19 protein-coding genes, 1 pseudogene and 2 riboswitches are annotated in these 20,874 nt (G+C 68.0%); of the genes and pseudogenes, 5 read left to right on the top strand and 15 right to left on the bottom strand.

What is annotated here, in order from left to right:
- Nucleotides 1-13: 13 nt before the first annotated feature.
- Together E4J89_RS10585 and E4J89_RS10580 are read right to left on the bottom strand one after the other, a co-directional pair.
- Nucleotides 14-364 (bottom strand): hypothetical protein, encoded by a 351-nt coding sequence (locus E4J89_RS10585; protein ID WP_136786109.1) that lies wholly within the window; start codon nucleotides 362-364, stop codon nucleotides 14-16.
- Between the two features lie 14 nt (nucleotides 365-378).
- A complete protein-coding gene (locus tag E4J89_RS10580) occupies nucleotides 379-690 on the bottom strand; it encodes a hypothetical protein (RefSeq protein ID WP_136786108.1) in 312 nt (103 codons plus the stop codon).
- 510 nt (nucleotides 691-1,200) lie between these two features.
- Between E4J89_RS10580 and E4J89_RS10575 the strand changes: the two are divergent.
- The 3 genes and pseudogenes from E4J89_RS10575 to E4J89_RS10565 all read left to right on the top strand — a co-directional run.
- Nucleotides 1,201-1,770: pseudogene (locus E4J89_RS10575) on the top strand (2Fe-2S iron-sulfur cluster-binding protein); the annotation flags it as partial.
- Between the two features lie 155 nt (nucleotides 1,771-1,925).
- On the top strand, nucleotides 1,926-3,050 hold the full coding sequence (locus tag E4J89_RS10570; RefSeq protein WP_136786106.1) for a xanthine dehydrogenase family protein subunit M: 1,125 nt from the start codon (nucleotides 1,926-1,928) through the stop codon (nucleotides 3,048-3,050).
- Nucleotides 3,047-5,128: a xanthine dehydrogenase family protein molybdopterin-binding subunit gene (locus tag E4J89_RS10565; RefSeq protein WP_136786105.1), complete on the top strand. Its 2,082-nt coding sequence runs from the start codon at nucleotides 3,047-3,049 to the stop codon at nucleotides 5,126-5,128. The genes E4J89_RS10570 and E4J89_RS10565 overlap by 4 nt, the downstream gene beginning before the upstream one ends.
- 282 nt (nucleotides 5,129-5,410) lie before the next feature.
- On the opposite strand, the gene E4J89_RS10560 is transcribed toward E4J89_RS10565, so the two are convergent.
- Genes E4J89_RS10560 through E4J89_RS10550 form a run of 3 tightly spaced genes read right to left on the bottom strand, consistent with a single transcriptional unit; the run spans nucleotide 5,411 to nucleotide 8,885 of the window.
- Nucleotides 5,411-6,367, bottom strand: coding sequence for a ribokinase (locus tag E4J89_RS10560; RefSeq protein WP_136786104.1), 957 nt, complete (start codon nucleotides 6,365-6,367; stop codon nucleotides 5,411-5,413).
- Nucleotides 6,364-7,788 (bottom strand): MFS transporter, encoded by a 1,425-nt coding sequence (locus E4J89_RS10555; RefSeq protein ID WP_136786103.1) that lies wholly within the window; start codon nucleotides 7,786-7,788, stop codon nucleotides 6,364-6,366. Before E4J89_RS10555 ends, E4J89_RS10560 begins: the two co-directional genes overlap by 4 nt.
- Nucleotides 7,785-8,885, bottom strand: a complete 1,101-nt coding sequence (locus E4J89_RS10550) for a nucleoside hydrolase (RefSeq protein ID WP_136786102.1) — start codon at nucleotides 8,883-8,885, stop codon at nucleotides 7,785-7,787. Before E4J89_RS10550 ends, E4J89_RS10555 begins: the two co-directional genes overlap by 4 nt.
- 210 nt (nucleotides 8,886-9,095) lie before the next feature.
- Between E4J89_RS10550 and E4J89_RS10545 the strand changes: the two genes are divergently transcribed.
- On the top strand, nucleotides 9,096-10,088 hold the full coding sequence (locus tag E4J89_RS10545) for a LacI family DNA-binding transcriptional regulator (RefSeq protein WP_136786226.1): 993 nt from the start codon (nucleotides 9,096-9,098) through the stop codon (nucleotides 10,086-10,088).
- Here the strand turns inward: E4J89_RS10545 and E4J89_RS10540 are convergent.
- The 4 genes from E4J89_RS10540 to E4J89_RS10525 form a co-directional block, all read right to left on the bottom strand.
- Nucleotides 10,030-10,515 (bottom strand): hypothetical protein, encoded by a 486-nt coding sequence (locus E4J89_RS10540; protein ID WP_136786101.1) that lies wholly within the window; start codon nucleotides 10,513-10,515, stop codon nucleotides 10,030-10,032. The genes E4J89_RS10545 and E4J89_RS10540 overlap by 59 nt on opposite strands.
- 92 nt (nucleotides 10,516-10,607) lie before the next feature.
- A complete protein-coding gene (locus tag E4J89_RS10535) occupies nucleotides 10,608-10,928 on the bottom strand; it encodes a putative quinol monooxygenase (protein WP_136786100.1) in 321 nt (106 codons plus the stop codon).
- Nucleotides 10,929-11,095: 167 nt separating this feature from the next.
- A complete protein-coding gene (locus tag E4J89_RS10530; RefSeq protein WP_136786099.1) occupies nucleotides 11,096-11,638 on the bottom strand; it encodes a DUF1990 domain-containing protein in 543 nt (180 codons plus the stop codon).
- 3 nt (nucleotides 11,639-11,641) lie between these two features.
- Nucleotides 11,642-12,046: an MmcQ/YjbR family DNA-binding protein gene (locus E4J89_RS10525; RefSeq protein ID WP_136786098.1), complete on the bottom strand. Its 405-nt coding sequence runs from the start codon at nucleotides 12,044-12,046 to the stop codon at nucleotides 11,642-11,644.
- A gap of 348 nt (nucleotides 12,047-12,394) precedes the next feature.
- On the opposite strand from E4J89_RS10525, the gene E4J89_RS10520 reads away from it, so the two are divergent.
- Entirely contained in the window at nucleotides 12,395-13,234 is an 840-nt protein-coding gene (locus E4J89_RS10520; protein WP_136786097.1) for a DUF1206 domain-containing protein, read from the top strand.
- Between the two features lie 114 nt (nucleotides 13,235-13,348).
- Here the strand turns inward: E4J89_RS10520 and E4J89_RS10515 are convergent, their stop codons facing one another.
- The 6 genes from E4J89_RS10515 to E4J89_RS10490 all read right to left on the bottom strand — a co-directional run bounded on the left by E4J89_RS10515 (nucleotide 13,349) and on the right by E4J89_RS10490 (nucleotide 20,827).
- Nucleotides 13,349-14,272 carry a MetQ/NlpA family ABC transporter substrate-binding protein gene (locus tag E4J89_RS10515; RefSeq protein WP_136786096.1) on the bottom strand — a complete coding sequence of 308 codons (924 nt, stop codon included), beginning with the start codon at nucleotides 14,270-14,272 and terminating at the stop codon, nucleotides 13,349-13,351.
- Between the two features lie 24 nt (nucleotides 14,273-14,296).
- Nucleotides 14,297-14,989 carry a methionine ABC transporter permease gene (locus E4J89_RS10510; RefSeq protein ID WP_136786095.1) on the bottom strand — a complete coding sequence of 231 codons (693 nt, stop codon included), beginning with the start codon at nucleotides 14,987-14,989 and terminating at the stop codon, nucleotides 14,297-14,299.
- Nucleotides 14,986-16,065 (bottom strand): ATP-binding cassette domain-containing protein, encoded by a 1,080-nt coding sequence (locus E4J89_RS10505; protein WP_136786094.1) that lies wholly within the window; start codon nucleotides 16,063-16,065, stop codon nucleotides 14,986-14,988. The genes E4J89_RS10510 and E4J89_RS10505 overlap by 4 nt, the downstream gene beginning before the upstream one ends.
- A 113-nt stretch (nucleotides 16,066-16,178) precedes the next feature.
- Nucleotides 16,179-16,271: riboswitch (SAM riboswitch) on the bottom strand.
- A gap of 76 nt (nucleotides 16,272-16,347) precedes the next feature.
- On the bottom strand, nucleotides 16,348-17,763 hold the full coding sequence (locus tag E4J89_RS10500) for an LLM class flavin-dependent oxidoreductase (protein WP_136786093.1): 1,416 nt from the start codon (nucleotides 17,761-17,763) through the stop codon (nucleotides 16,348-16,350).
- A gap of 87 nt (nucleotides 17,764-17,850) precedes the next feature.
- A riboswitch (SAM riboswitch) is annotated at nucleotides 17,851-17,942 on the bottom strand.
- A 90-nt stretch (nucleotides 17,943-18,032) separates the two neighbouring features.
- Nucleotides 18,033-19,514, bottom strand: a complete 1,482-nt coding sequence (locus tag E4J89_RS10495) for an APC family permease (RefSeq protein WP_136786092.1) — start codon at nucleotides 19,512-19,514, stop codon at nucleotides 18,033-18,035.
- 14 nt (nucleotides 19,515-19,528) lie between these two features.
- Nucleotides 19,529-20,827, bottom strand: coding sequence for an acyl-CoA dehydrogenase family protein (locus E4J89_RS10490; protein WP_136786091.1), 1,299 nt, complete (start codon nucleotides 20,825-20,827; stop codon nucleotides 19,529-19,531).
- Nucleotides 20,828-20,874: the final 47 nt, after the last annotated feature.

Below are 20,874 nucleotides of genomic sequence, written 5' to 3'. Positions count from 1 at the left end.
CCGTCTTGACTTCTCAGGGTCGCCAGCCCTGGGACCGCAGCGCCGTCCGGATCTTGGAAACGGCTGACCGTGCGTCCCCGTGCATGTCTTCTTTGGAGACCCGCCGTTCCAGCCAACCTATCGCGGCAGTCTGCTCCGCACGTTGAATATCCCGAGCCAACTGCTCGGACGTCCGATGGTGGGCGCCTTCATACTCAATGGTCAGCTTGTAATCCTTGTACTGCATGTCCGGAGAGTGCCAGATCCTTCCCCAGTCGTCCACGATTGGTTCGTTCAGGCTGGGTTCCGGCAGCCCTGCGTCGACCAATGCCAGCCGCAACCGCGTCTCAGGCGCAGAATCCGCGCCGACGCGAACGAGCTCCACGGCCTCAGCCGCCGTTACTCGCCGCGCTTACCTCTATGCGACTTGATGATCTCCGTCAGTTCCGCGGTTGTCGCGAACGGCCCGTCCCTCCCCTCGAAGACTGCGCGCGGGAAACGAACCAAATGGTCGCCGATAACTACCAGATCAATCACCGGCAGCAAATAAGCGAGATCAAGCCACGTCTTGAGTCGGGAAGTCAACGCGACGCCGTCCAGTTCGTCGATCTCGTCTGGTGCAAGATTGGCCCGGTGTCCCATAACGCCCCTGCGGCGGGGCGCATTGAGGTGTCTGGGGCGCGTCACATGCGTCGAGTCGTCGCTGTCCACCCAGGGCGGAAGGGGAAAGTTCCACAGCCTGGCCGCGGTGAGATGTGACAAGACTGAGCCCGCGAGACCGCCCGAACCTGATCCATCAGGCTGAGGTCATGGCGGTTCGGAATCCTGATTCCGCGGCTGGGCCGCAGCACGGTTGCGTTCCTTAATTGCTTCTCACTGAGTCCGGACGCAATTCCCTCCCGCCACACAAACGAGGACCCGGATAATGTCCTGGGCAATTCCTTCGGGTAGCGCATCCCCTCATTCTTGGCGCATCTTGCACAAGCCGCTTGCGTTATCCACAACCGGAGGCTTGTCCTGATCTTCAGAGGACTGGCCTCGCGGACGGGCGAGGGGTTGTGGCACGGGATGGACTCTTATAAGTTGCCAGCAAAGCAAGGCCTGCTTCTCAACGACTATTCAACAGGCGGCCTTCTCGCAGCTGGAAACGCCGTCTGCGGAATAGTCGATCCTGATGAGGAGCGGGCTTCTGATGCAGGACTCGGACGCCGGAGGTAGCCTATGGACGCCGAAATCTCACTGCAGGTGGACGGCCGCGCCACCACGCTCACGCTGGACACGCGCACCACGTTGCTCGATGCCCTGCGCGACCGGTTGGGCAACTACTCGCCGAAGAAGGGCTGCGATCACGGCCAGTGCGGGGCCTGCACGGTCTTGCTGAACGGCCGGCGGATCAACTCCTGCCTGGTCTTCGCAGTGGCCCAGAACGGGGCGAGCGTCGTTACCGCGGCCGGGCTGGCCTCGGACGGCGAACTGCATCCGGTCCAGCAGGCGTTCCTGGACCAGGACGGCTTCCAGTGCGGCTACTGCACCCCCGGACAGATCTGTTCCGCCGTCGGCATGCTGGACGAAGCCGCCCGCGGCCATCCCAGCTACGTCACCGCCAGCCGCTCCGAGGGAAGCGCACCGCCGAGGACGCCGGAGGCAAGCGCAGACGGGCAGATGAACGACTCCCCGCCCACCCAGGCGCCGGAACTGCCCGACGACGAGATCCGCGAGCGGATGAGCGGGAACCTGTGTCGCTGCGGGGCCTACGTGAACATCGTCGCCGCCATCCGCCAGTCCCTCGCAGGCGACCAAGTCGGCGGCACGCCCGGCCGACCGGCCACCGAATCGGCCATACCGCAGCCCTCCAACGGGATGGACCAGCCAAGGCCGTCAACCAGCCAGACCCCTGGAAGCAGCAGCCGGTCCGGAATGAAGACTCCCGGAACGGGGCAGCGCGGATGAAGCCCTTCGACTACGCCAGCTCCGCCAGTCCGCCCGAGGCGGTCGCCGCGGTCGCCGGCAACCCGGCCGCCGCCTTCCTGGCCGGCGGCACCAATCTGGTGGACCACATGAAGCTGGGCATCGCCGCGCCCGAGCAACTGGTGGACATTTCGCAGCTGCCGCTCAACACCATCGACACGACCGACAACGGCGGCCTGCGGCTGGGCGCGACCGTGCCGAACAGCGACCTCGCCGCCCACCCGCTGGTCCGGCAGCGCTACCCGGTGCTTTCGCAGGCCCTGCTCTCTGGTGCCTCCGGCCAGTTGCGTAATGCGGCCACCACGGGCGGCAACCTGCTTCAGCGCACCCGGTGCGTCTACTTCCAGGACGTCACCACTCCATGCAACAAGCGCAGCCCTGGCTCCGGCTGTTCGGCGCTGGAGGGCTACACCCGCTACCACGCGATCCTCGGGGCCTCGATGGACTGCGTGGCCGTGCATCCCTCGGATATGGCGGTGGCGATGGCCGCGTTGAATGCCCGGGTGGAGATCCTGGGACCGTCCGGCGAGCGCAGCGTGGGCCTGCACTCGTTCCACCGGCTCCCCGGAGATCAACCGCAGCGCGACACGGTGCTGGATCACGGTGAGCTGATCACGGCGGTGGTGCTGCCGCCGCTGCCGGAGGGGACCCGCTCGGCCTACCGCAAGGTGCGCGACCGGGCGTCCTACGCCTTCGCCCTGGTGTCGGTGGCGGCCGTGGTGCGGCTGGAAGAACCGACTGACGCGGACGACGGCGGTGACTCGGCTTCACCGCCGAGGATCGCCGAAGTGCGGCTCGCCTTGGGCGGCGTCGCGCACAAGCCCTGGCGCGCCACATTCGCCGAGGAGGCGTTGCGCGGGCAGCCTGCCACCGAGGGGAAGTTCCGCCGGGCCATCGACGCCGAACTGCAGCACGCGGTTCCTCTGGCGGACAATGCGTTCAAGGTGCCAATGGTCCGCAACACGGTGGTGTCCGTGCTGCGGGAACTGTGCGGTCTGGAGGGCGGCCTGGACCAGGGCGGCAGCCAAGCCAGCGACGGGAACGGCGAGCAGCGCGGCGGCCGGACGGGGACTCCGGCTTCCGGCGGAGAGGACCGGCCATGAGCGTGCAGCTGCCCGCGGCCACCGGACTGGACCTTGAACGGGTCGACGGACGGGCCAAGGTCCTCGGCCTGGCCCCCTACGCCTACGAACACCCGGCCGAGCACCCGACCTACCTGCACGCCGTTCAATCCACCATTGCCCGCGGCCGGATCACCGCCATTGACACCGCCGCGGCCGAAACGATGGACGGCGTGGTCGCGGTCCTCACCCACCTGAACGCTCCGCGGCTGGCCAACACGGAGGACAACGAACTGGCCGTGCTGCAGTCCGACGCAGTGGGTTTCCGCGGGCAGTTCGTCGCGGCTGTGGTGGCCGATTCGCCAGAGACCGCGCGCGAGGCCGCAGCCCACGTGCACGTGCAGTACCACCGCGAGCCGCACCACGCGGCGCTGCGCGCAGACCACGAGGACCTTTACAAGCCGGAGACGGTCAACGCCGGATTCGACACCGACACCAGCACCGGGGATCCGGACGCGGCACTGGCGAGCGCCGCCGTCGTTGTTGACCGGACCTACACAACCCCGGCCGAGCACAACAATCCGATGGAACCGCACACCACCGTGGCGCAGTGGGACGGCGAACGGCTACTGGTGTTCGACTCCACCCAGGCGGTGCACAACGCACGCAAGACCCTGGCACCGCTCTTCGACGTGGAGGTGGAGCAGATCCGCGTGGTGGCGCCGCACGTGGGCGGCGGCTTCGGCTCCAAGGGGCTGCCGCATGCGCACGTGGTGCTGACCGCGCTGGCCGCGAAAGTCACCGGGGGCCGTCCGGTAAAGTACGCGCTGACCCGGCAGCAGATGTTCTTCCTGGCCGGCTACCGCACGCCGACCATCCAGCGGCTGCAGTTGGGCGCCAGCCCGGACGGAAGGATCTCCGTGCTGACGCACGACGTGGTGGAGCAGACGTCGGCGATCAAGGAGTTCGCCGAGCAGACCGCGACCATATCGCGGATGATGTACGCCGCCGACCACCGGCGCACCACCCACCGGCTGGCGTCGCTGGATGTTCCGATCCCGTCCTGGATGCGCGCGCCGGGTGAGTGCCCGGGCTCGTTCGGCCTGGAGGTGGCGATGGACGAGTTGGCGGAGGCCTGTGGGATCGACCCGATCGAGCTGCGGGTGCGGAACGAACCCACCATCGATCCGGAGACCGGCAAGCCGTTTGCCAGCAGGCACCTGTTGGCCTGCCTGCGCGAGGGTGCCCGCCGGTTCGGTTGGGAGCGGCGCAATCCGCAACCGGGGACCAGGCTGGTGGACGGCTGGCGGACCGGGATCGGCGTGGCCGCGTCCACTTATCCGGCGCGGCGGCAGCCGGCGAACACCGCTCGGATCCGGTTCACGGCCGACGGGTTCTACGAGGTGCAAATCGGCGCCGTGGATCTGGGCACCGGTGCCTGGACTGCGCTAACCCAGATTGCCGCCGAGGCACTGGAATGCGGTCCGGAACAGGTCCGGCTACAGATCGGCGACACGGACCTGCCGGCGGCAACCGTTGCCGGCGGCTCGACCGGAACAGCCAGCTGGGGCTCGGCGATCATCGGCGCGGCCCAAATGTTCCGCAAGGAGCACGGCGGATTTCCCGCCGCCGGGGACACGTCGGAGGGCGACGGCGAAAAGAACCCGGCCAGCAAGAACTACGCGCTGCATTCCTTCGGCGCCCAGTTCGCCGAGGTCCAGGTGCATGCGGACACCGGCGAGATCCGGGTGTCGCGGATGCTGGGGGTCTATTCCGCCGGCCGGATCATCAATCCGCGTACCGCCCGGTCCCAGTTCCTGGGCGGCATGACCATGGGCATCGGCATGGCGCTGCACGAGCAAAGCGTGATGGACGAGCGGTTCGGGATGATCGTGAATCACGACTTGGCCGAGTACCACGTGCCGGCCAACGCGGACATCCGGCAACTGGAGGCCTTCTGGCTGGAGGAAGTCGACGAGCACGCCGGCCCGCTCGGGGCACGCGGGATCGGCGAGATCGGCATCGTCGGAGCGGCCGCGGCAGTGGCCAACGCGGCCTACAACGCCACCGGCATCCGCGTCCGGGACCTGCCGCTGACCGCCGATAAGTTCCTGGCCTAACGGCAGTCGACCAAGCCGCCCGCCGCCCCGGTGGTCGACCAAGGCCGCCCGCGGCCGCGTGGAGACCCAGGCTCACGTTCCCGGTGGTCGACCAAGGCCGCCCGCGGCCGCGTGGAGACCCAGGCCCCGCGGTCACGTCGTCTCAACGGGGACGTCCCAAGCGCAAGGCCCTGTCCGGGCCCTCCCCGTCGCGCCAACAGGCGGCCACCAACGACGACGACGCGGCGCACCTTGCGGTGCACCGCGCCGTCCGTTCTGTACGTCGCGTTCGGCCTCTGGTCGTCAGGCGCCAGGCCGCAGGCGCTCCACCTCTGCCCGTCGCGGATACGCGGCCTGGGTTCCCTTCTTCGTGGCAGCTAGCGCGGCAGCGGTCGACGCGAACGCCGCCGCCTCGACCAAGCTCTCCCCTGCGGCAAGCTGTGCCGCGAGGGCCCCGGTGAAGGCGTCGCCGGCGCCGGTGGTGTCCACGGCGTCAACCTTGGTGGGGGCGATCCGGGTGATCCGCTGCCCGTCCTTGGCCTGCGAATCCAGCACGATGGAGCCGTTGGCCCCCAGGGTGACCACGGCGCGGTCCAGCCCCTGCGCCGCAAACTTCAAGCGCACCTGTTCCCAGTCGGCAACGGCGGCATCGGCACCAGGCATCTCGGCGCCGAGGAACTGCGAAGCCTCGTGCGCATTGACTAGCAGGACGTCGCTGAGTTCGGCCAGGCTGTGCGGCACCGGCGCGTAAGGCGAGAGGTTGAGCAACACTGTTGCTCCGGCGTCGTGCCCTGACCTTGCCGCCGCCTCCACGGCGTCCAGTCCGACCTCGAGGCAGAGGCAAACCACGGCGGCGTCATCGAAAACCTCGCTGGCTGCGACGACGTCTTCCGGACCTACCGTGCCGTTAGCGCCAGGGGAAATGACGATGCTGTTCTCCCCCGCGGCGTCAACGGTAATGACGGCGACGCCGGTCTCGACCCCGGCGGTGCGGCGCACGCGGGAAACGTCCACGCCGGCCCCTGCGACGGAGGCCAGCAGCATGTCCCCGTTCGAGTCCTCGCCCACGGCGCCGATCAGGGCGACGTTGCCGCCCAGTCGGCCAGCGGCCACGGCCTGGTTGGCGCTCTTGCCGCCCGGGTTCACGGCGAAGCCTTCGCCGTGGAGGGTTTCGCCAGGGTTGGGTAGCCGCTCGGTGTAGATGGTCAGGTCAGCGTTCAGCGAACCAACGACGACGATGCGTCCGGCCTGCGGACTCACTTTTCCACCTCGGCGTCGACGGGCTTGGGGATCAGGAGCGAGGCGGCGAAGGCCGCGACCGTGATGACCAGACCGACGACCACCACCGTGAGGTAAGAGGCGTGATCGCCCAGCGTCGAGGTGCCCACAAGTACCGCCGGCAGCACCAGGAAGCTCAGCCCGGCGCCGAGGTTGAAGGCCCCGGCGTTCATGCCGGGCAGGAAGCCGGGGTTGCCCGGGGGCGAGAGCACCACGCCGAGCCCATTGAGCATGATGTTCGCGGTTCCGGCGTACATGATGCCGAGCAGCGCAGTGCCGGCGACCATCAGCGGCAGGCTGTTCAGACCGAACAGCGCAATGATCACCAAGGAGACGACGCTGCCGATCATGCCGATGCGCAGCACATTGGTGTAGCCCAGGACCGGGGCGAGCCGTCCGCTGATCGGGCCGAAGACCCAGCCCAGCAGCGCGTAGGGAGTCAGGATGAGCAGTGCCGTTTCGGTCGGGCCGATGCCGAAGCCGGGTGCGGCGGCCTGTACGTAGGCGGGAACAATCCCGTTGATGACGGCGAAGATTCCGGTCATGGTCAGGACCGTAGTCAGCAACGGCGCCCACGTCGAGCGCTGGCGCAGATGGACAATCTCGACCATCGGCTGCTTCGCGCGTTTCTCGGTGGCCCAGAAGCCGGCGAACGCGGCGGCGGCCACGGCGATCAGCACCAGCGAGAGGAGCAGGGTCTCCCCGGAGAACCCGCCCACCAGCTTGGCCGCCTCGTTCAGCGCGGTGAGCAGGGCACCGACCGCGACAACAATAAAGACGACGCCGGTCCAGTCCATCCGCGTTCCGGCCTGCGGTTTGCTCTCGGGTGTCAGGACAGCGACCAGAAGCGCGGCGATCACCCCGAGGACCACCATGATCCAGAAGATGCTGCGGAAGCCGTAGTGCTCGGCCATGTAGCCGCCGAGGAAGGAATCGACGCCGGCGACGCCGCCGTTGACCGCGAGGATAACGCCCATCAGCGTGCCGTAGGTGCGCAGGTTGGGCACGGCGGTGCGCAGCATGATCAGGCACAGCGGCACGGTGGGGCCGCTCACGCCCTGGATGATCCGGCCGACGAAGAGCCAGGTAACGTCCGGGGCCAGCGCGGCGATCACGGAGCCGACGGCCGTCAGCAGCATCATCCCGACGAGGATCCGCTTGCGGCCGACAATGTCGCTCAGCCGGGGCAGGAACAGGGAGAACAGCGCGGCGGTGGTGAAGAACCAGGTCTGGGACAGGCCGATCGCGGCCTGGTCGGTCTGAAGCTCCTCCCCCATGGTGACCAGGGCGGGGCTGAGCATGGACGCATTGAGCTGGAAGGCCACGCAGGCCGTCAGCAGGGCGACCATCAGGGCGGCGCTGCCGCCGCGGGTTACCTTGGCTTCCTGGAGAACGGTGCTCATTTCGCTGCCGCGCCGTTCTCCACGGCGCCGTTGGCGTCGGGGGCCGCGGAGGCCGGGGCCGCGGAGGCGGGCGCCGCCGTAGTTGTGGAGGCGGGCGCCGCCGTCGTCGTGCTGGGGGCGGCGGTTCCGAGGTCTACCTCGCCGATCCGGACCAGGGCATCGGTCACGAGGTTCCAGAACTTGGTCCGGTCAAGGTCCACGGCCACGGAGGTGTGGCAGTCGGCCGGGGCGGGGGCGCGGAAGTCGGCGACGGTCATGCCGAGGGTCAGCTTGCCCTGCAGTTCGATGTCGACCGGGACCTTGCGGGTTGTCATGACGGTGGGGTCGATGACGTAGGCGACGGCGCACGGATCGTGGACCGGCGGGTAGTCGAAGCCCTGTGCGTCCTTGTAGGTTTGGGCGAAGAAGTCCATCAGTTCGCGGACAAAGCGGGCCGGACCGGTGCCGACGGCTTCGATCTGCTCGACAACGTCGGGGGTAGCCAGCGCCTGGTGTGTGAGGTCCAGTCCCACCATGACCAGGGGCCACTTCTCGTTGAAGACGATGTGGGCGGCCTCGGGGTCGATCATGATGTTGAATTCGGCCACGGCGGACCAGTTGCCCACGTGGTAGCCGCCGCCCATCAGCACGACTTCCTTGACCCGTTCGACGATGCGCGGTTCCTTGCGGGCGGCCATCGCGATGTTGGTCAGGCCGCCGGTCGGGACCAGGGTCACGGTGCCCGGTTCATGCGCCATGATCGTGTCGATGATGAGATCAACGGCGTGGCGCGGGTCCAGTTCAATGGCGGACTCCGGCTGCGCGGGGCCGTCCATGCCGGACTCGCCATGGATGTCCGGCGCGGTTTCGATGGTGCGCACCAGCGGGCGGTCGCAGCCGGCGGCGAACGGGACACCGGTGATGCCGGCGATGGTCCCCACGGCCAGAGCGTTCTTGGTGACCTTGGCGAGGGTCTGGTTGCCAACGACGGTGGTCACGGCGACCAGTTCGATGTCCGGGTTGCCGTGGGCCAGCAGCAGCGCCACGGCGTCGTCGTGCCCTGGGTCGCAGTCGAGGATGATTTTCTTCGGTCCAGGGGTCACGGAGGTGGCGTCCATATTTTCTCTCCACGTCATTGGGGGCCGCCGCGGCGGCATTTCAATCACAGGGAAGTGTGACACCCTCCGATCGGTCACGTCAAACGCTTGACGTCGGTGACGTCAAGCGTTTGATGCCTTGCGCCACGGTGAGATGTCTAACATGGGGCTATGGCATCGGCATCAGATCTTGAGCTACAGCAGCGTCCCGGACGGCGGGTGACCGCCGCGATGGTCGCTGCGCGGGCCGGCGTCTCCACTGCAACCGTCTCCCTGGTCGCCAACGGCAAGACGCATGGCCGGGTCTCGGAAGACAACATCTCCCGCGTCCGCCAGGCCATCGCCGACCTCGGCTATGTGGTGGACAGCGTCGGCAGTTCGCTGGCCAAGGGTGTCAGCTCCATTGTGGTTCTGGTCGCACCGGATATCTCCAACCCGTTCTTCGCCAAGGTGATCGAGGGCGTGCGCGAGTCTCTCGGCTCGGATTTCCAACTGCTGCTGTCGGTCACCGAGGCCGGCGAATTTCCCCGCGCCGACGACATCCGGCGGCTGTCGGCCCTGCGCCCTGCAGGCCTGCTGGTCGATGCCCCCGATGCCGCGTTCCTCGAGAATCTCTCCACCACGGTCCCCATGGTGCTGCTCGACGCGCCCGGGGTGGAGGCCTATGCGCCGTCGGTGAACCTCGACGTCGCCAGCGGCGCCCGCGAACTCGCGGCGCATCTGGCGGGCGCCGGCCACCGGCGCGTGGCCTATCTGGACAGCGTGACTGGAACGGCCACCTTCACCCTCCGCCGCACGGTGTTCCTGCAGGCGGCGGCGGCGCTCGGGATGTCCGTCGAACCGGAGCACCGGATCAGCACCACCATCGACGTCGGCACCGCGGCCGAGGCGTTTGCCGCGGCCTGGCCGCAGTGGCGGCAGGCAGGTGTCAGCGCCGTCGTCTGCGCCACCGACACGCATGCCTACGGAGTGCTGCAGGAAGCCCGCGTGGCTGGCCTGCGGATCCCAGCCGAGCTCGCCGTCGCCGGTTTCGACGACCTGCCCTACTCCGCGTCCAGCAACCCCGGCCTCACCAGCGTCCACCTTCCCGCCACCCGCCTGGGCCTCAAGGCGGGAGAACAACTGCGCGGCCTGATCGAAGGCCGCGACCTCGAGCAGCCCCAGCTCACCTTGGAAAGCTCGCTGATTGTGCGCGGCTCCACGGAGCGGACCGCCGCCGGCTAACCAACGACGGCGACAGTGGCCTTGTCGGCGGCCGTCGGCACACATCGTTGTGACCGACGATTCTCCCGCCGTCGGGGTGTGCCAACTCGGTGTTCCAGACGGCGTTGGCAGGCGGGACGAAGTCAGCCACGGCGTCGTGGAATGCCCGCAGCAGACGGGACACCGACGCCAGCAGCCCGGGCGAAAGCGACCACTTCGGAAACGGCGGAATGGCCACGTCTCCGGGAATATAGCGCAGCCGCTCCCTGCCCTGCTCATCAATCCCCAGTGGTTCCGGAACACCGGTGAAGCCGTTGGACCTGGCATGTTCGAGCAGGCTGAAAACCAGTTCCGTCTGGGCCGAGGCAGGTCGACGAACCTCATCGCCAATCCTGATGATCGCTCCGGCGTTGGCGACACCGCCGGCCAGGACCTCGCCGTCGTTCATGGGCCATACCCTACCGCGGCCCGCGGCGGCAGGAGCCGCCTGCCTAGACCAGGATGGGGCAGATGGCGCCTGCCCCATCCACGGCAAGACTGCTAGGCGACGGTCATTTCGCCCATCTGGTCCCAGCCCTCGCCGTCAATCTGGCGGCTGATGATACGCGGAGTCTCCTGCAGATACTGCGGCTGCTCCTGCATGGCCTTCTTGAAGTGATCGCTCTTCACATGCGCTTCGGCGGCGTCATCCTTGAAGGCTTCCACCAGGACGTACTCGTTCGGGTCCTCCACGCTGCGCGACCAGTCGAACCACAAGTTGCCCGGCTCGGCGCGGGTAGCTTCGGTGAACTCCCGCACCAGCTCGGGGAAGTTTTCGGCGTGCTCGTCCTTGACCTTGAACTTGACCACAATGAAAATCACGCGGATTCAGCCTTTCTCTTGGGTGTCCTTCAATCCTGTCATGCGCCGGCGGGGTGAGCGCGGCAGGACGTCGCCCCCGCCGGTGGCACCTTCCACGACAACGACTGTACCGATCGGGCCCACTCAGCGGCGAGGAAGGGGCCATATCGGTACAGTCGTTCCCGGTGTCAAGTGCAGCCGGCCAGACCGCCGGCCAGTGCTTTGGCAGCGGCAATGTAGCGCCGGGTCACCAGCCGCTGGGCCGCTTCTGCCACCGGGCCGCCTGCCCGGTAAAACCAGTTGGAGTGCCGGCTGAAGGCAAACAAATCGAAGACCACCAGCCCGTTCTCCTGCAGCGACGCCACAAAGCCCTCCTCGCCTGACTCTGGATGCCCCGGCAGCGTGCCATAGCCAAAACCTGTCCGGGTGGAGGTCCGCTCCGTCCACACCACCCGGCAGGGTGCGGACAGCCGCAGCGGCCCGACACCGAATCCGGACACCACGTCCACTCCTTCGGAGGCCGCAGGCTTGGCAGCATCGATCCGCAAACCAGCCAGCCGGTGCAGCTCCCAACCCATCAGTCCCTCGGCCAGCCGACGGAAGGCGTCCTCCCCAACGCCCACGGCGGTACGCACTTCGGTGGTCCGAAACCCCGGCGGGGTGCTGCGCTCCCGGCTCAGCCCCACGTCGTCGTACGTCAGCGAGGCTGCACTCAGATCCTTGGCTTTCACCGCTCAGCCCTGCCGCACGTCGTCGCCGCGGGCGAGCCCCATCCAGCCGAGCGACTCGCGGTCCCGCCGCGGCAGCGACGCCACTACCAGGTCGTACGAGTCCTCGATCATGTCGCGCAGCATCTCGTCGGGCAACGCGCCGTCGCAGCGCACACCATTCCAGTGCGTTTTGTTCATGTGATACGCGCCGGTGATCTCCGGGTGCGCCGTGCGCAACTGCTGGGCGAGCGCCGGTTCGCACTTGAGGCTGATGCTCAGCCGCGGCGCCTGAAGGTCCGACAACGCGAACATTTTGGCGGCCCGCCCTGGCGCACGGACCTTGAACACCGATGCCTCCGGGCCGAACGGAAAGTCTTCGAACGCCCCGGGCAGGGAGAGGCAGAATTCACGCAGCGCGGTCGCGTCCATAGCCACGAGCCTACTGCTACCCGCCGATCGGGTCACGGGCGGTGCAGATCTTGATTCGCCGAGGGCCTGCCCTGGGTTTGAGTCGGTGGTCAGGAATCCGCCCGCGCTATTCCCGCTGAGGACGCCGGGCTTGGGCTGGTGGTCAGGGATCCGCCGGGCGGGAGCGGCGGCAACGCTCCGGCCGGACCCGCCCCAGCCTGTCCACGCCCCGGTGCGCAGCGATGACTTCGGTGGCAGGATGGTTTCACGGATGTTTCACGGGGAACAACGGCGGTTCCTGCGCGCCGGTGCCAGGTCCTCAGGGGCGGCACAAGGCGCCGGGCAGGGCCGGCCCAGGAGAGGAGAACCATGGCAGACACCGGCAGGGAAGCCAAGCGGGCGGCCGGCAAGGCCGTGGACAAGACCGAGAAGGCCGCCGATTCGAAGACCTTCGAGTGGGTGGCGCGCACCGGATATGCGGCCAGCGGGCTGCTGCACCTGCTGATCGGCGCCATCGCGCTGCGGCTGGCCTTTGGCGGAGGTGGCGAGGCGGACCAGTCCGGAGCAGCCTCCAGCCTGGCGCAGAACCCGGGCGGACTCTTCCTGCTCTGGGCGGGCATGCTGGGCGCTGGGGCGCTGGCGCTGTGGCAGGTCAGCGACGCGGTGTTCGGCGGCCGCAACCTGGAGCCGAAGAAAAAGTGGGGCTACCGGGCGAAGGCCGTGGGCCTGGCCATCGTGTACGGAGCCATCGCGGTGACCTTCGGCAGCTTTGCCCTGGGCTCCGGCAGCGACAGCAGCGAGAAATCGCAGGATGCCAGTATCAAGCTGATGCAGTGGCCGGGCGGCGCCGTGGTGCTGTTCCTGATCGGCGCGGTGATCATCGGAGCCGGCATCTACTACGTGGTCAAAGGCCTGTTCCGGAACTTCTTCAAAGACCTCAAACCGCTCCCCCGCGGCGCAGTCCGCACCGCCGTGACCTGGGTGGGCATCGTCGGTTTTGTCGGCAAGGGTCTGGCCTTGTTCGTGCTCGGACTGTTGCTGGCGGTCGCCGCCCTGCAGAACGACCCGCAGGACGTGAAGGGTCTGGACGGCGCGCTCAAGGCGCTGCGCGAGCAGCCGTTGGGGCCGGCGGCTTTGGCCGTGGTGGCCGTCGGGCTGATCTGTTACGGGCTCTATCTGGGTGCCCGGGCGCGCTACGCGAAGATGTAGCGCGCCCGGAGCGGCCCCGCGGCGGGCGGGCGGTCACCGAGCCGACGGCCGCCGCAGGGCCGTCCCGCGCGGTCTAGGCCCGACGCGCACCGCGGCGCGCCCACCAGCCGCCGGTTACTCCGCCGACACCGGAGTCAGCACGTCCTTGACCAGTGGATCCTCTGTGGTGCTGAGGTATTCCTTGAGCCGCGAATCGGAGAAGATCTCGATCAGCTTCTTGCTCTCGGCAGTGTCCTTGAACTGGGTCCCGATCACCAGGCGGGAGGCGAACGTCTTGGGTGCCGCCGGGAACAGGATGCCCTTGTCGCGGCCGATCTTTCCGGCGTCGAACTGGGAGACGTACCCGATGGCCGCGTCAACCGAATCGAGCATGCGCGGCATCGCCAGCAGGTCGGCTTCCTTCAGTGTGAAGCCCCGCGGGTTGCCGGTGACGTCGCGGATCTTCGCGGTACGTGGCTCGACCGCGGGATCCAGTTCCAGCAGCCCCTCGCGCTGCAGCAGCCACAGCGCCTGGCCCTGGTTGGCCGCGTCGTTCGGCAGCAGCAGGACGGCGCCGCGCGGCAGGCTCTCCACCGACTCGTAGCGCGTGGAATACAGCCCGAAGCCCCACTGGAACAGCTCCACGGTGGGCGTCAGTTCCACGCCGCTGGCTTCGGCCGACTGCTGCATGTACCACTGGTGCTCGAAGATGGTGCCGTGGAATTGGCCCTCGGCCACGGCGCGGTTGGCCTGGACAGGATCCTGCAGGCCCACTGCCTCGATCTCCACACCGTAGTCCGGTGCGATCTCCTCGGCGACGAACTCCAGGATTTTCTCCTCGCCGGCCATCGCCGGTTCGAAGTGGACCTTCAATGGGGACGTGACCTCGCCCCCGTCGGCAGCGGCCGTGGCCGGCCGGGACTGCTGCTGCACCAGCAACAATCCCAGGACCAAGGCGACGACGGCGGCGATCGCCGCGATACTCCACGGCAGGGAGGTGGACTGCTTGCGCAGGGTGAAACCGTGGTCGTGACCAGACCCGGTGGACGGTGTGCTCATGTGTCGTGCTCCTGGTTTCTTCGGCTAGGGGCGCAGCAGTGCGCGGGAAATGCGGTCGCCGGCGAACTGCACCAGCTGGACCGTGATGATGAGGACAACGATGGTTGCGGCCATCACGTGAGTGTCGAACCGCTGGTAGCCGTACGTGACGGCCAGATAGCCGATGCCGCCGGCGCCAATGGTTCCCGCGATGGCCGAGTATTCGATCATCGAGATGGTGTTCAGCGTGATCGCCGAGGTCAGGCCGGGCAGCGCCTCGCGCAGCTGGGTCTGCCGGATGATCTGCCCGGTGGAACTGCCGGTGACCAGGCCCACGGCCATGTTTTCGCGCGGCAGGTCGTTCAGCGCGTTCTGCACCAGCCGGGCGAAGAACGGAATGCCGGCCAGCGTCATCGGGACCACGGCGGCTGCGATGCCAATGGTGGTTCCGGTGACCCACTTGGTCAGCGGGATGATCGCGGCCATCAGCACCAGGAACGGCAAGGAGCGCCCCATGTTGACCAGCCAGCTGACCACACCGTGCAGGCGCGGCCGTGGAAACAGTCCGCGGCTGTCAGTGTTGTACAGCAGCACACCGGTGGCTCCGCCGACCAGAATCACCAGTGCCATCACCATGCCGACCATCGCCCAGGTCTCGCCGTAGGCGGGCAGCAGCAGCGCGGGCAGGTCGGCCCAGGGCGTGTCCAGCCCGACGGCGGCGGTTTCGGTGGGCCTCATGCGCGCACCCCGATCTTCTCGTTGGCTTCACGTTCGGCACCCTCCGACGGCGGTGCAGTCGCGGTCCGGGTGGAGGCGGCGGCCGCGGTGGAGACTGGATCGCGCGGATCCGCGACCAGGCCCAGCTGCTCCAGATAGCTGCGTACCTCCGCCTCCGGGCGGCCGGCCACGCCGATTTCAGCACGGCCGAGCACCGCCTCACCGTGTGCTTCCACCGAACCGCCCAGCAGCGCCACGCGGACGCCGAGGCCTGTGGACAGGCGGGTGAGCCACTCCGGGTCCACCGGCCCGTGCCGGTAGGAGACGGACAGTGCGTAGTCGAAGCCGGCCGGTAACGGCAGGGCCCGCACGGGCAGCAGTTGGCGGCCCGCGCCAGACTGAGGATCCGCCACCAGTGCGCCGATCGGCCCGTACTCGGAAACCCGCCCGTTGGCCAGCACGGCCACTTGGTCGGCGACGTGGCGCACCACGTCCATTTCGTGCGTGATCAGGATGACGGACAGTCCCAGCTCGGTGCGCACGTCATCCAGCAGGTCCAGGATCTGCTGCGTGGACTCCGGGTCCAGACCGGACGTGGATTCGTCGGAGAGCAGGATCCGCGGCCGCAGCGCCAGCGCCCGGGCGATGCCCACCCGCTGCTTCTGGCCGCCGGAGAGCTGACCCGGGTAGGCGTTGGCCTTGTGCAGCAGGCCCACCCGGTCCAGCAGTTCGGCCACCCGGTCCTCCATCTCGCGATGCACCACGCCGAGGTTGCGCAGCGGGAGCGCCACGTTTTCGGCCACCGTCATCCGGCGCAGCAGCGCCGAATGCTGGAAGATGGTGCCGATCGCGCGGCGTTCGCTGCGCAGCGCCTGGCCGGACAGGGCGGACAGGTTCCGGCCGTCCACCAGCACCTGGCCGGAGGTCGGTTTCTCCAACAGGGAAATGCAGTGGGAGAGGGTGGTCTTGCCGGCCCCGGACGGGCCGACGACGGCGGTAATCGCCCCTTGTTCGATGGTCAGGTCGATGCCCTTGAGCACCTCGACCGTCCCCTGGCCGGTGCTGTAGCTCTTGTGCAGATTGCGGATTTCAATCATTGCGTACCGCCTGCGGCGTATCGTGTCATGCTGCTCCTGAAGTTCAGGGAGCCCCGGGCACAGGCCATGACGCCGCGCAGGCATGGCGCAGCCGGGTCCGGTCCTGTCCGGGTTCTCCATCGGTCCTGGCGTTAGCACCGTGCGGCAAAAGGCCGGGGTTGCTGCGGCGTCATCGAGCCAGATCTCTCAGCCGCTCTGGATGGTTCTTCTGACGGCGGTGCGCCGCCCGTCAGGAGCCGCGCACCGCCGTCGTTGTCTAAAGGGTGTTGCTGTTGTCCCGGATCAGTCGACCAGGGCGTTCTGCAGCCGGAAGCCGGCCGCGCGGTGGTTCTCCGGCAGCTTGTCGCCGCGGCCGAAGAGCTTGTTGCGCAGTGTGCCCGGCGCGTATTCGGTGGGGTAGGAGCCGAGTTTCTGCAGTTCCGGCACCACGTATTCCACGACGTCCTCGAACGTGCCCGGGGTGATGGCGTAGGCCAGGTTGAAACCGTCCACGTCGGTTTCCTCGACCCAGTCCACCAGCTTGGCGGCGACCTCCTCGCCAGAGCCCACCGTAATCGGACCGAAGCCGCCGACGCCGACCCATTCGGCCAACTGGCGGATGGTCCAGGGCTTGCCGCTGTCGCCGGAGGCCTTCTGGAAGGTCTCCACCGAGGACTGGATGGCATTGGACTTCACGTTCTCGCCGATCACGTCATCCGGACCGTAGGTGGACAGGTCCACGCCCATCCAGCCCGAGATCAGGGCCAGCGCGCCGTTGACGTCCGCGTAGGACTTGTAGTCTTCGAACTTGGCTTGGGCGGTGGCGCTGTCCGGTCCGGTCACCACGGTCTGCATGGCGTAGATGCGCACGTCGTAACGGCCGCGGCCGGCGGCCTCGGCCGCGTCGCGGATTTTCTTCACCGCCGCGGCCAGCATTTCCTTGGTGGGGCAGGTGACGAACACCGCCTCGGCGTTCTCGGCGGCGAACTCGGTGCCGCGCTTGGAGGCCCCGGCCTGGAAGATCACCGGGGTGCGCTGCGGGCTCGGCTCGGTGATGGCGATCCCGGGCACCTTGAAGTACTTGCCCTCGTGCCGGATCTCGTGCACCTTTGCCGGGTCGGTGAAAACGCCGGTCTCCACGTCCTTGACCACGGCGTCGTCCTCCCACGAGCCCTCAAGCAGCTTGTAGATGACTTCGAGGTATTCATCGGCGTGGTTGTAGCGCTCGTCGTGCTCCAGTTGGTCTTCCTGGCCCATGTTGCGCGCGGCCGAAGGCAGGTAGCCGGTCACCACGTTCCAGCCGACGCGGCCGTTGGTCAGGTGGTCCAGCGTGGCCAGCCGGCGGGCGAACGGGTACGGGTGCTCGTAGGCTGTGCCGGCGGTGACGCCGAAGCCCAGGTTCTCGGTGACCGCGGCCATGGCCGAGACCAGCATGAACGGATCGTTCACCGGGACCTGCGTGCCGGCCCGCAGCGTCGTCTCGTTGGACGAGCCGAACACGTCGTAAGTACCGAGCACATCGGCAATGAACAGGCCGTCGAACAGGCCCTTCTCCAGCACCTTGGCCAGATGCGTCCAGTAGCCGATGGTGTTGTAGCTGGCGGACTTGTCCTGCGGGTGGCGCCAGAGTCCGGGCGACTGGTGGCCCACGCAGTTCATGTCGAAAGCGTTGAAGCGGATGTGCCGCTGGGAATTGTTCTGTGCGCTGTTGACCGTCATGTCAGGCTCCTTTACTGATGAGAAGAGCCCGCGCCGGTCCCCCGGCGGGCATGCAGTGGCCCTGAGGAACCAACGAGAGATCGAGCTTCTCCATCGGTCCTGGCGGTAGCACCTTCCTCACAAGGAGGGGGTTGCTGCGGCGTCAACAAGCCAGGTCTCTCGGCCGCTCTGGATGGGTACCCCTCCATTGGACACCCACAGGCGCCGCGGAGGGAAATGGTGCGCGTCACGCGGGGTAAAAATGTTGCGCGTCACGTCCGGAACAAGAATTACGACGCCGGGGCGGCGCCGACTTTGGCCTGCGGCCGCCTCGCGGCCACCACTGCTCCGGCGCCGAAGCTGGCCAGGATCAGCACCACGACGGCGATGGCCAGCGGCACGCTGTTACCGACCAAGGTGGGGAGGTTCTGCAGGATCAGGCCCAGGATTCCCAGCAGGCCGAGGAGTCCAAGCGCCGGGGCGACGGAACGTTTCCAGCTGCCGGCTGGCGCTCCCTGCCGGCGGAAGAACACCAGCACGGCAACGCTGGTGAGCGTCATCAACACCACCACGCCCAGCGAGGAGAATCCGGCGAACCAGGTATAGAACTGCACGATCGGGTCCCATCCGGCCACCACGGCGACCATCAGGAACAACGCCACCACGGCCGTGGCCGCCGCTGAGGCCCGGTGCGGAGAGCGGTGCCGGACGTGCGTGCCGGCCAGCTTGGCGGGGAAGATACCCTGCCCCGACAGCTGGAAGAAATAGCGCGAGCTGATGTTGTGGAAGGACAGGATGCAGGCGAACAGGCTGGTGGCGAGCAGGACCTGGACAATGTGGCTGCCGGCCGTTCCCAGGTAGAGCGCGGTGGTCTCGGAGAGCAGCGTGCCGGGCGCGTCGGTGGCCTTCTGCACAATCCCGGTGTCGCCCCAGACGCTGATCAGCAGCCAGCTGGAGAGGGCGTAGAAACCGCCCACCACCAGCAGGGCCAGGTAGGTGGCACGCGGGATGGTCTTGTCCGGGTCGCGGGCCTCGTCCCGGAACACTGCCGTGGCTTCGAAGCCGATGAAGCTCAGGATGGCGAACAGCAGCGCGATCCCGGGCGCCCCGGACAGCACGGTGGACGGGGTGAGGAACCCGGCGGAGAGGCCCTCGGCCCCGCCGCCGCCAAAGACGATGGCGGCGTCCAGGACCAGCACAATCAGCACTTCGGCCACCAGCAACACGGCCAGTACCTTGCCGGACAGCTCGATGTTGCGGTGGCCCAGCCAGGCCACGGCCACCAGCGCGGCTGCCGCCCATACCCACCAGGGCAGGCCGGGGCCGCCGTACGCGCGGACCACTTCATCGACTGCCGGGGCAAAGAGCCCGTAGACGCCGGCTTCCAGCGCCAGATAGGAGAGCAGGGCCACGAAGGCCGCACCCAGTCCGGCCCGCCGGCCCAGGCCCTTCTCCACATAGCTGAAGAACGCGCCGGCCGACGGCACGTGCGGCGTCATGGTGGTGAAGCCGACGGCAAACAGCAGCAGGATGGCGGTGGCCAGCAGGTAGATGAACGGCAGGCCGGCACCGTTGCCGCTGGCGATGGCCAGCGGGACCGTTCCGCCGATGACGCCCAGCGGCGACGCAGCGGCCACCACGATCAGCACGATGCTGGCGACGCCCAGCCGGCCGGACAGCCGCGGCGCGGCTCCGGCTTCGGTTTCGGCCGGCGGGGCGGCTGTTGGGGCGGCTGGCGGAGCGGCAAAGGTCTTGGGGTTGGAAACTGACATGGCTTGCCTTCTTTTTAGACGGCCGCGGAACGGGCGGCGGGGCTGTGTGGCTGGCGGGCGGCGTCGGCATTGGCCTCGCCGATGGTCCAGATGAACGGAGGTTCGGTGGCGTTGACTTCCCAATCGCCCACGATCCGGGACTTGTAAATGAACGGGTTGTGCGTGGCGACTGTGCGGGCATTGCGCCAGTGCCGGTCCAGCGCCTTGCCGGCGCTGGTAGAGGAGGCGCCGAGCGTGTTGAACAGCTCGCCGGCCGCCTCCGGCACCAGCGTGCTGAGCACAATCTGGGCCTGCCCGGATTCCAGTTCGACGGCGATGTTGGCGGCCTTCTCGGCGTCGGCGGGCTGGAGCCGGGAGTCGAAGACCCGGTCCAGGGCGCGGGCCACGCTCAGGGTAGTTGCCCTGGCGGCGTAGGCCTTGGCGCTGATGTCGCCGACCACTTGCAGGATCTGTGCGTCGTGCCGGACCAGCGGCGCGTTGCCGTGGCCGAACACCCGCTTGCGCTCCCGCACGTTCGCGGCGGCGTCGGTGGTGACCGCCTGCGCGATGCCGGCCAACGCCACCAGCAGGATGTGCTGGTAGAGCGCCGTCTGGTACGGAAAGCGGTCGGCGAATGCGGACACGTTGGCGGCGTCCACTTCGGCGTCGGTAAACACCGTGGTGCCGCTGCCGGTCAGCTTCTGGCCGAAGCCGTCCCAGTCGTCGTAGGTTTCCACGCCGGGTGTCTTGGTGGAGATGATCACCGAGACGTCCGAGCCGTCGGGCCGCTTGGCGGTGACGTCGATCCAGTCGGCGAAGATGGTGCCGGTGGTGTAGAACTTGCGCCCGTTCAGCACCAGCTTGCCGGCGGATTCGGACAGCACCGTGGCGGTTCCGCCGGCGCCCGGTTCGGTCCAGGCGTTGCCGGCCAACTGGCCGGAAGCGAAGCGCTGCAGCCAGATGCTGCGGTCACCGCTGCGGCCGTGGTGGTACAGGTTCTCCTCCACCAGCGCGATGTGCGAGCGCAGCGCCTGCGGGATGTTGCTGTCCGCCGCGGCCAGCTCAATCAGCAGTTCGGTGAACCCTTCCCAGTCCAGCCCGTCGCCGCCGAGCTCGGCCGGGATCCGGGCGGCGCCAAAGCCGGCGTCCCTAAGCCAGCCGATCTGCTCAAACGGCAGCTCGCGGGCCAGTTCCCGGTCCAGCGCCCCTGCCGCGATGCGCTGGAAGATCGGGCGGTACTTGGCGGCCGCCGCTTCGAAGGCGGCAGTTGCGCGGCCGGAAGAGTGGGCGGCAGGGCGGGCGGAAGTGGTGGCGCGGTCAAGGGTTTCAGTCATGGTGGTGCTCCTGGAGGCTCGGCCGTGCAGGGCCAAGGTCGGGATGG

It is taken from the genome of Arthrobacter sp. CAU 1506 (assembly GCF_005047635.1).
Classification (GTDB): Bacteria; Actinomycetota; Actinomycetes; order Actinomycetales; family Micrococcaceae; genus Crystallibacter.
This window is presented reverse-complemented; position numbering and strand designations above follow the sequence as displayed.

Bases quoted from the DNA above. Each gene is read 5' to 3' on its own strand.
- E4J89_RS10570 (WP_136786106.1), top strand. From the start codon at position 1,926: ATGAAGCCCTTCGACTACGCCAGCTCCGCCAGTCCGCCCGAGGCGGTC.
- E4J89_RS10565 (WP_136786105.1), top strand. From the start codon at position 3,047: ATGAGCGTGCAGCTGCCCGCGGCCACCGGACTGGACCTTGAACGGGTC.
- E4J89_RS10555 (WP_136786103.1), bottom strand. From the start codon at position 7,788: ATGAGCACCGTTCTCCAGGAAGCCAAGGTAACCCGCGGCGGCAGCGCC.
- E4J89_RS10550 (WP_136786102.1), bottom strand. From the start codon at position 8,885: ATGGACGCCACCTCCGTGACCCCTGGACCGAAGAAAATCATCCTCGAC.
- E4J89_RS10545 (WP_136786226.1), top strand. From the start codon at position 9,096: ATGGTCGCTGCGCGGGCCGGCGTCTCCACTGCAACCGTCTCCCTGGTC.
- E4J89_RS10540 (WP_136786101.1), bottom strand. From the start codon at position 10,515: ATGAACGACGGCGAGGTCCTGGCCGGCGGTGTCGCCAACGCCGGAGCG.
- E4J89_RS10525 (WP_136786098.1), bottom strand. From the start codon at position 12,046: ATGGACGCGACCGCGCTGCGTGAATTCTGCCTCTCCCTGCCCGGGGCG.
- E4J89_RS10520 (WP_136786097.1), top strand. From the start codon at position 12,395: ATGGCAGACACCGGCAGGGAAGCCAAGCGGGCGGCCGGCAAGGCCGTG.
- E4J89_RS10515 (WP_136786096.1), bottom strand. From the start codon at position 14,272: ATGAGCACACCGTCCACCGGGTCTGGTCACGACCACGGTTTCACCCTG.
- E4J89_RS10510 (WP_136786095.1), bottom strand. From the start codon at position 14,989: ATGAGGCCCACCGAAACCGCCGCCGTCGGGCTGGACACGCCCTGGGCC.
- E4J89_RS10505 (WP_136786094.1), bottom strand. From the start codon at position 16,065: ATGATTGAAATCCGCAATCTGCACAAGAGCTACAGCACCGGCCAGGGG.
- E4J89_RS10500 (WP_136786093.1), bottom strand. From the start codon at position 17,763: ATGACGGTCAACAGCGCACAGAACAATTCCCAGCGGCACATCCGCTTC.
- E4J89_RS10495 (WP_136786092.1), bottom strand. From the start codon at position 19,514: ATGTCAGTTTCCAACCCCAAGACCTTTGCCGCTCCGCCAGCCGCCCCA.
- E4J89_RS10490 (WP_136786091.1), bottom strand. From the start codon at position 20,827: ATGACTGAAACCCTTGACCGCGCCACCACTTCCGCCCGCCCTGCCGCC.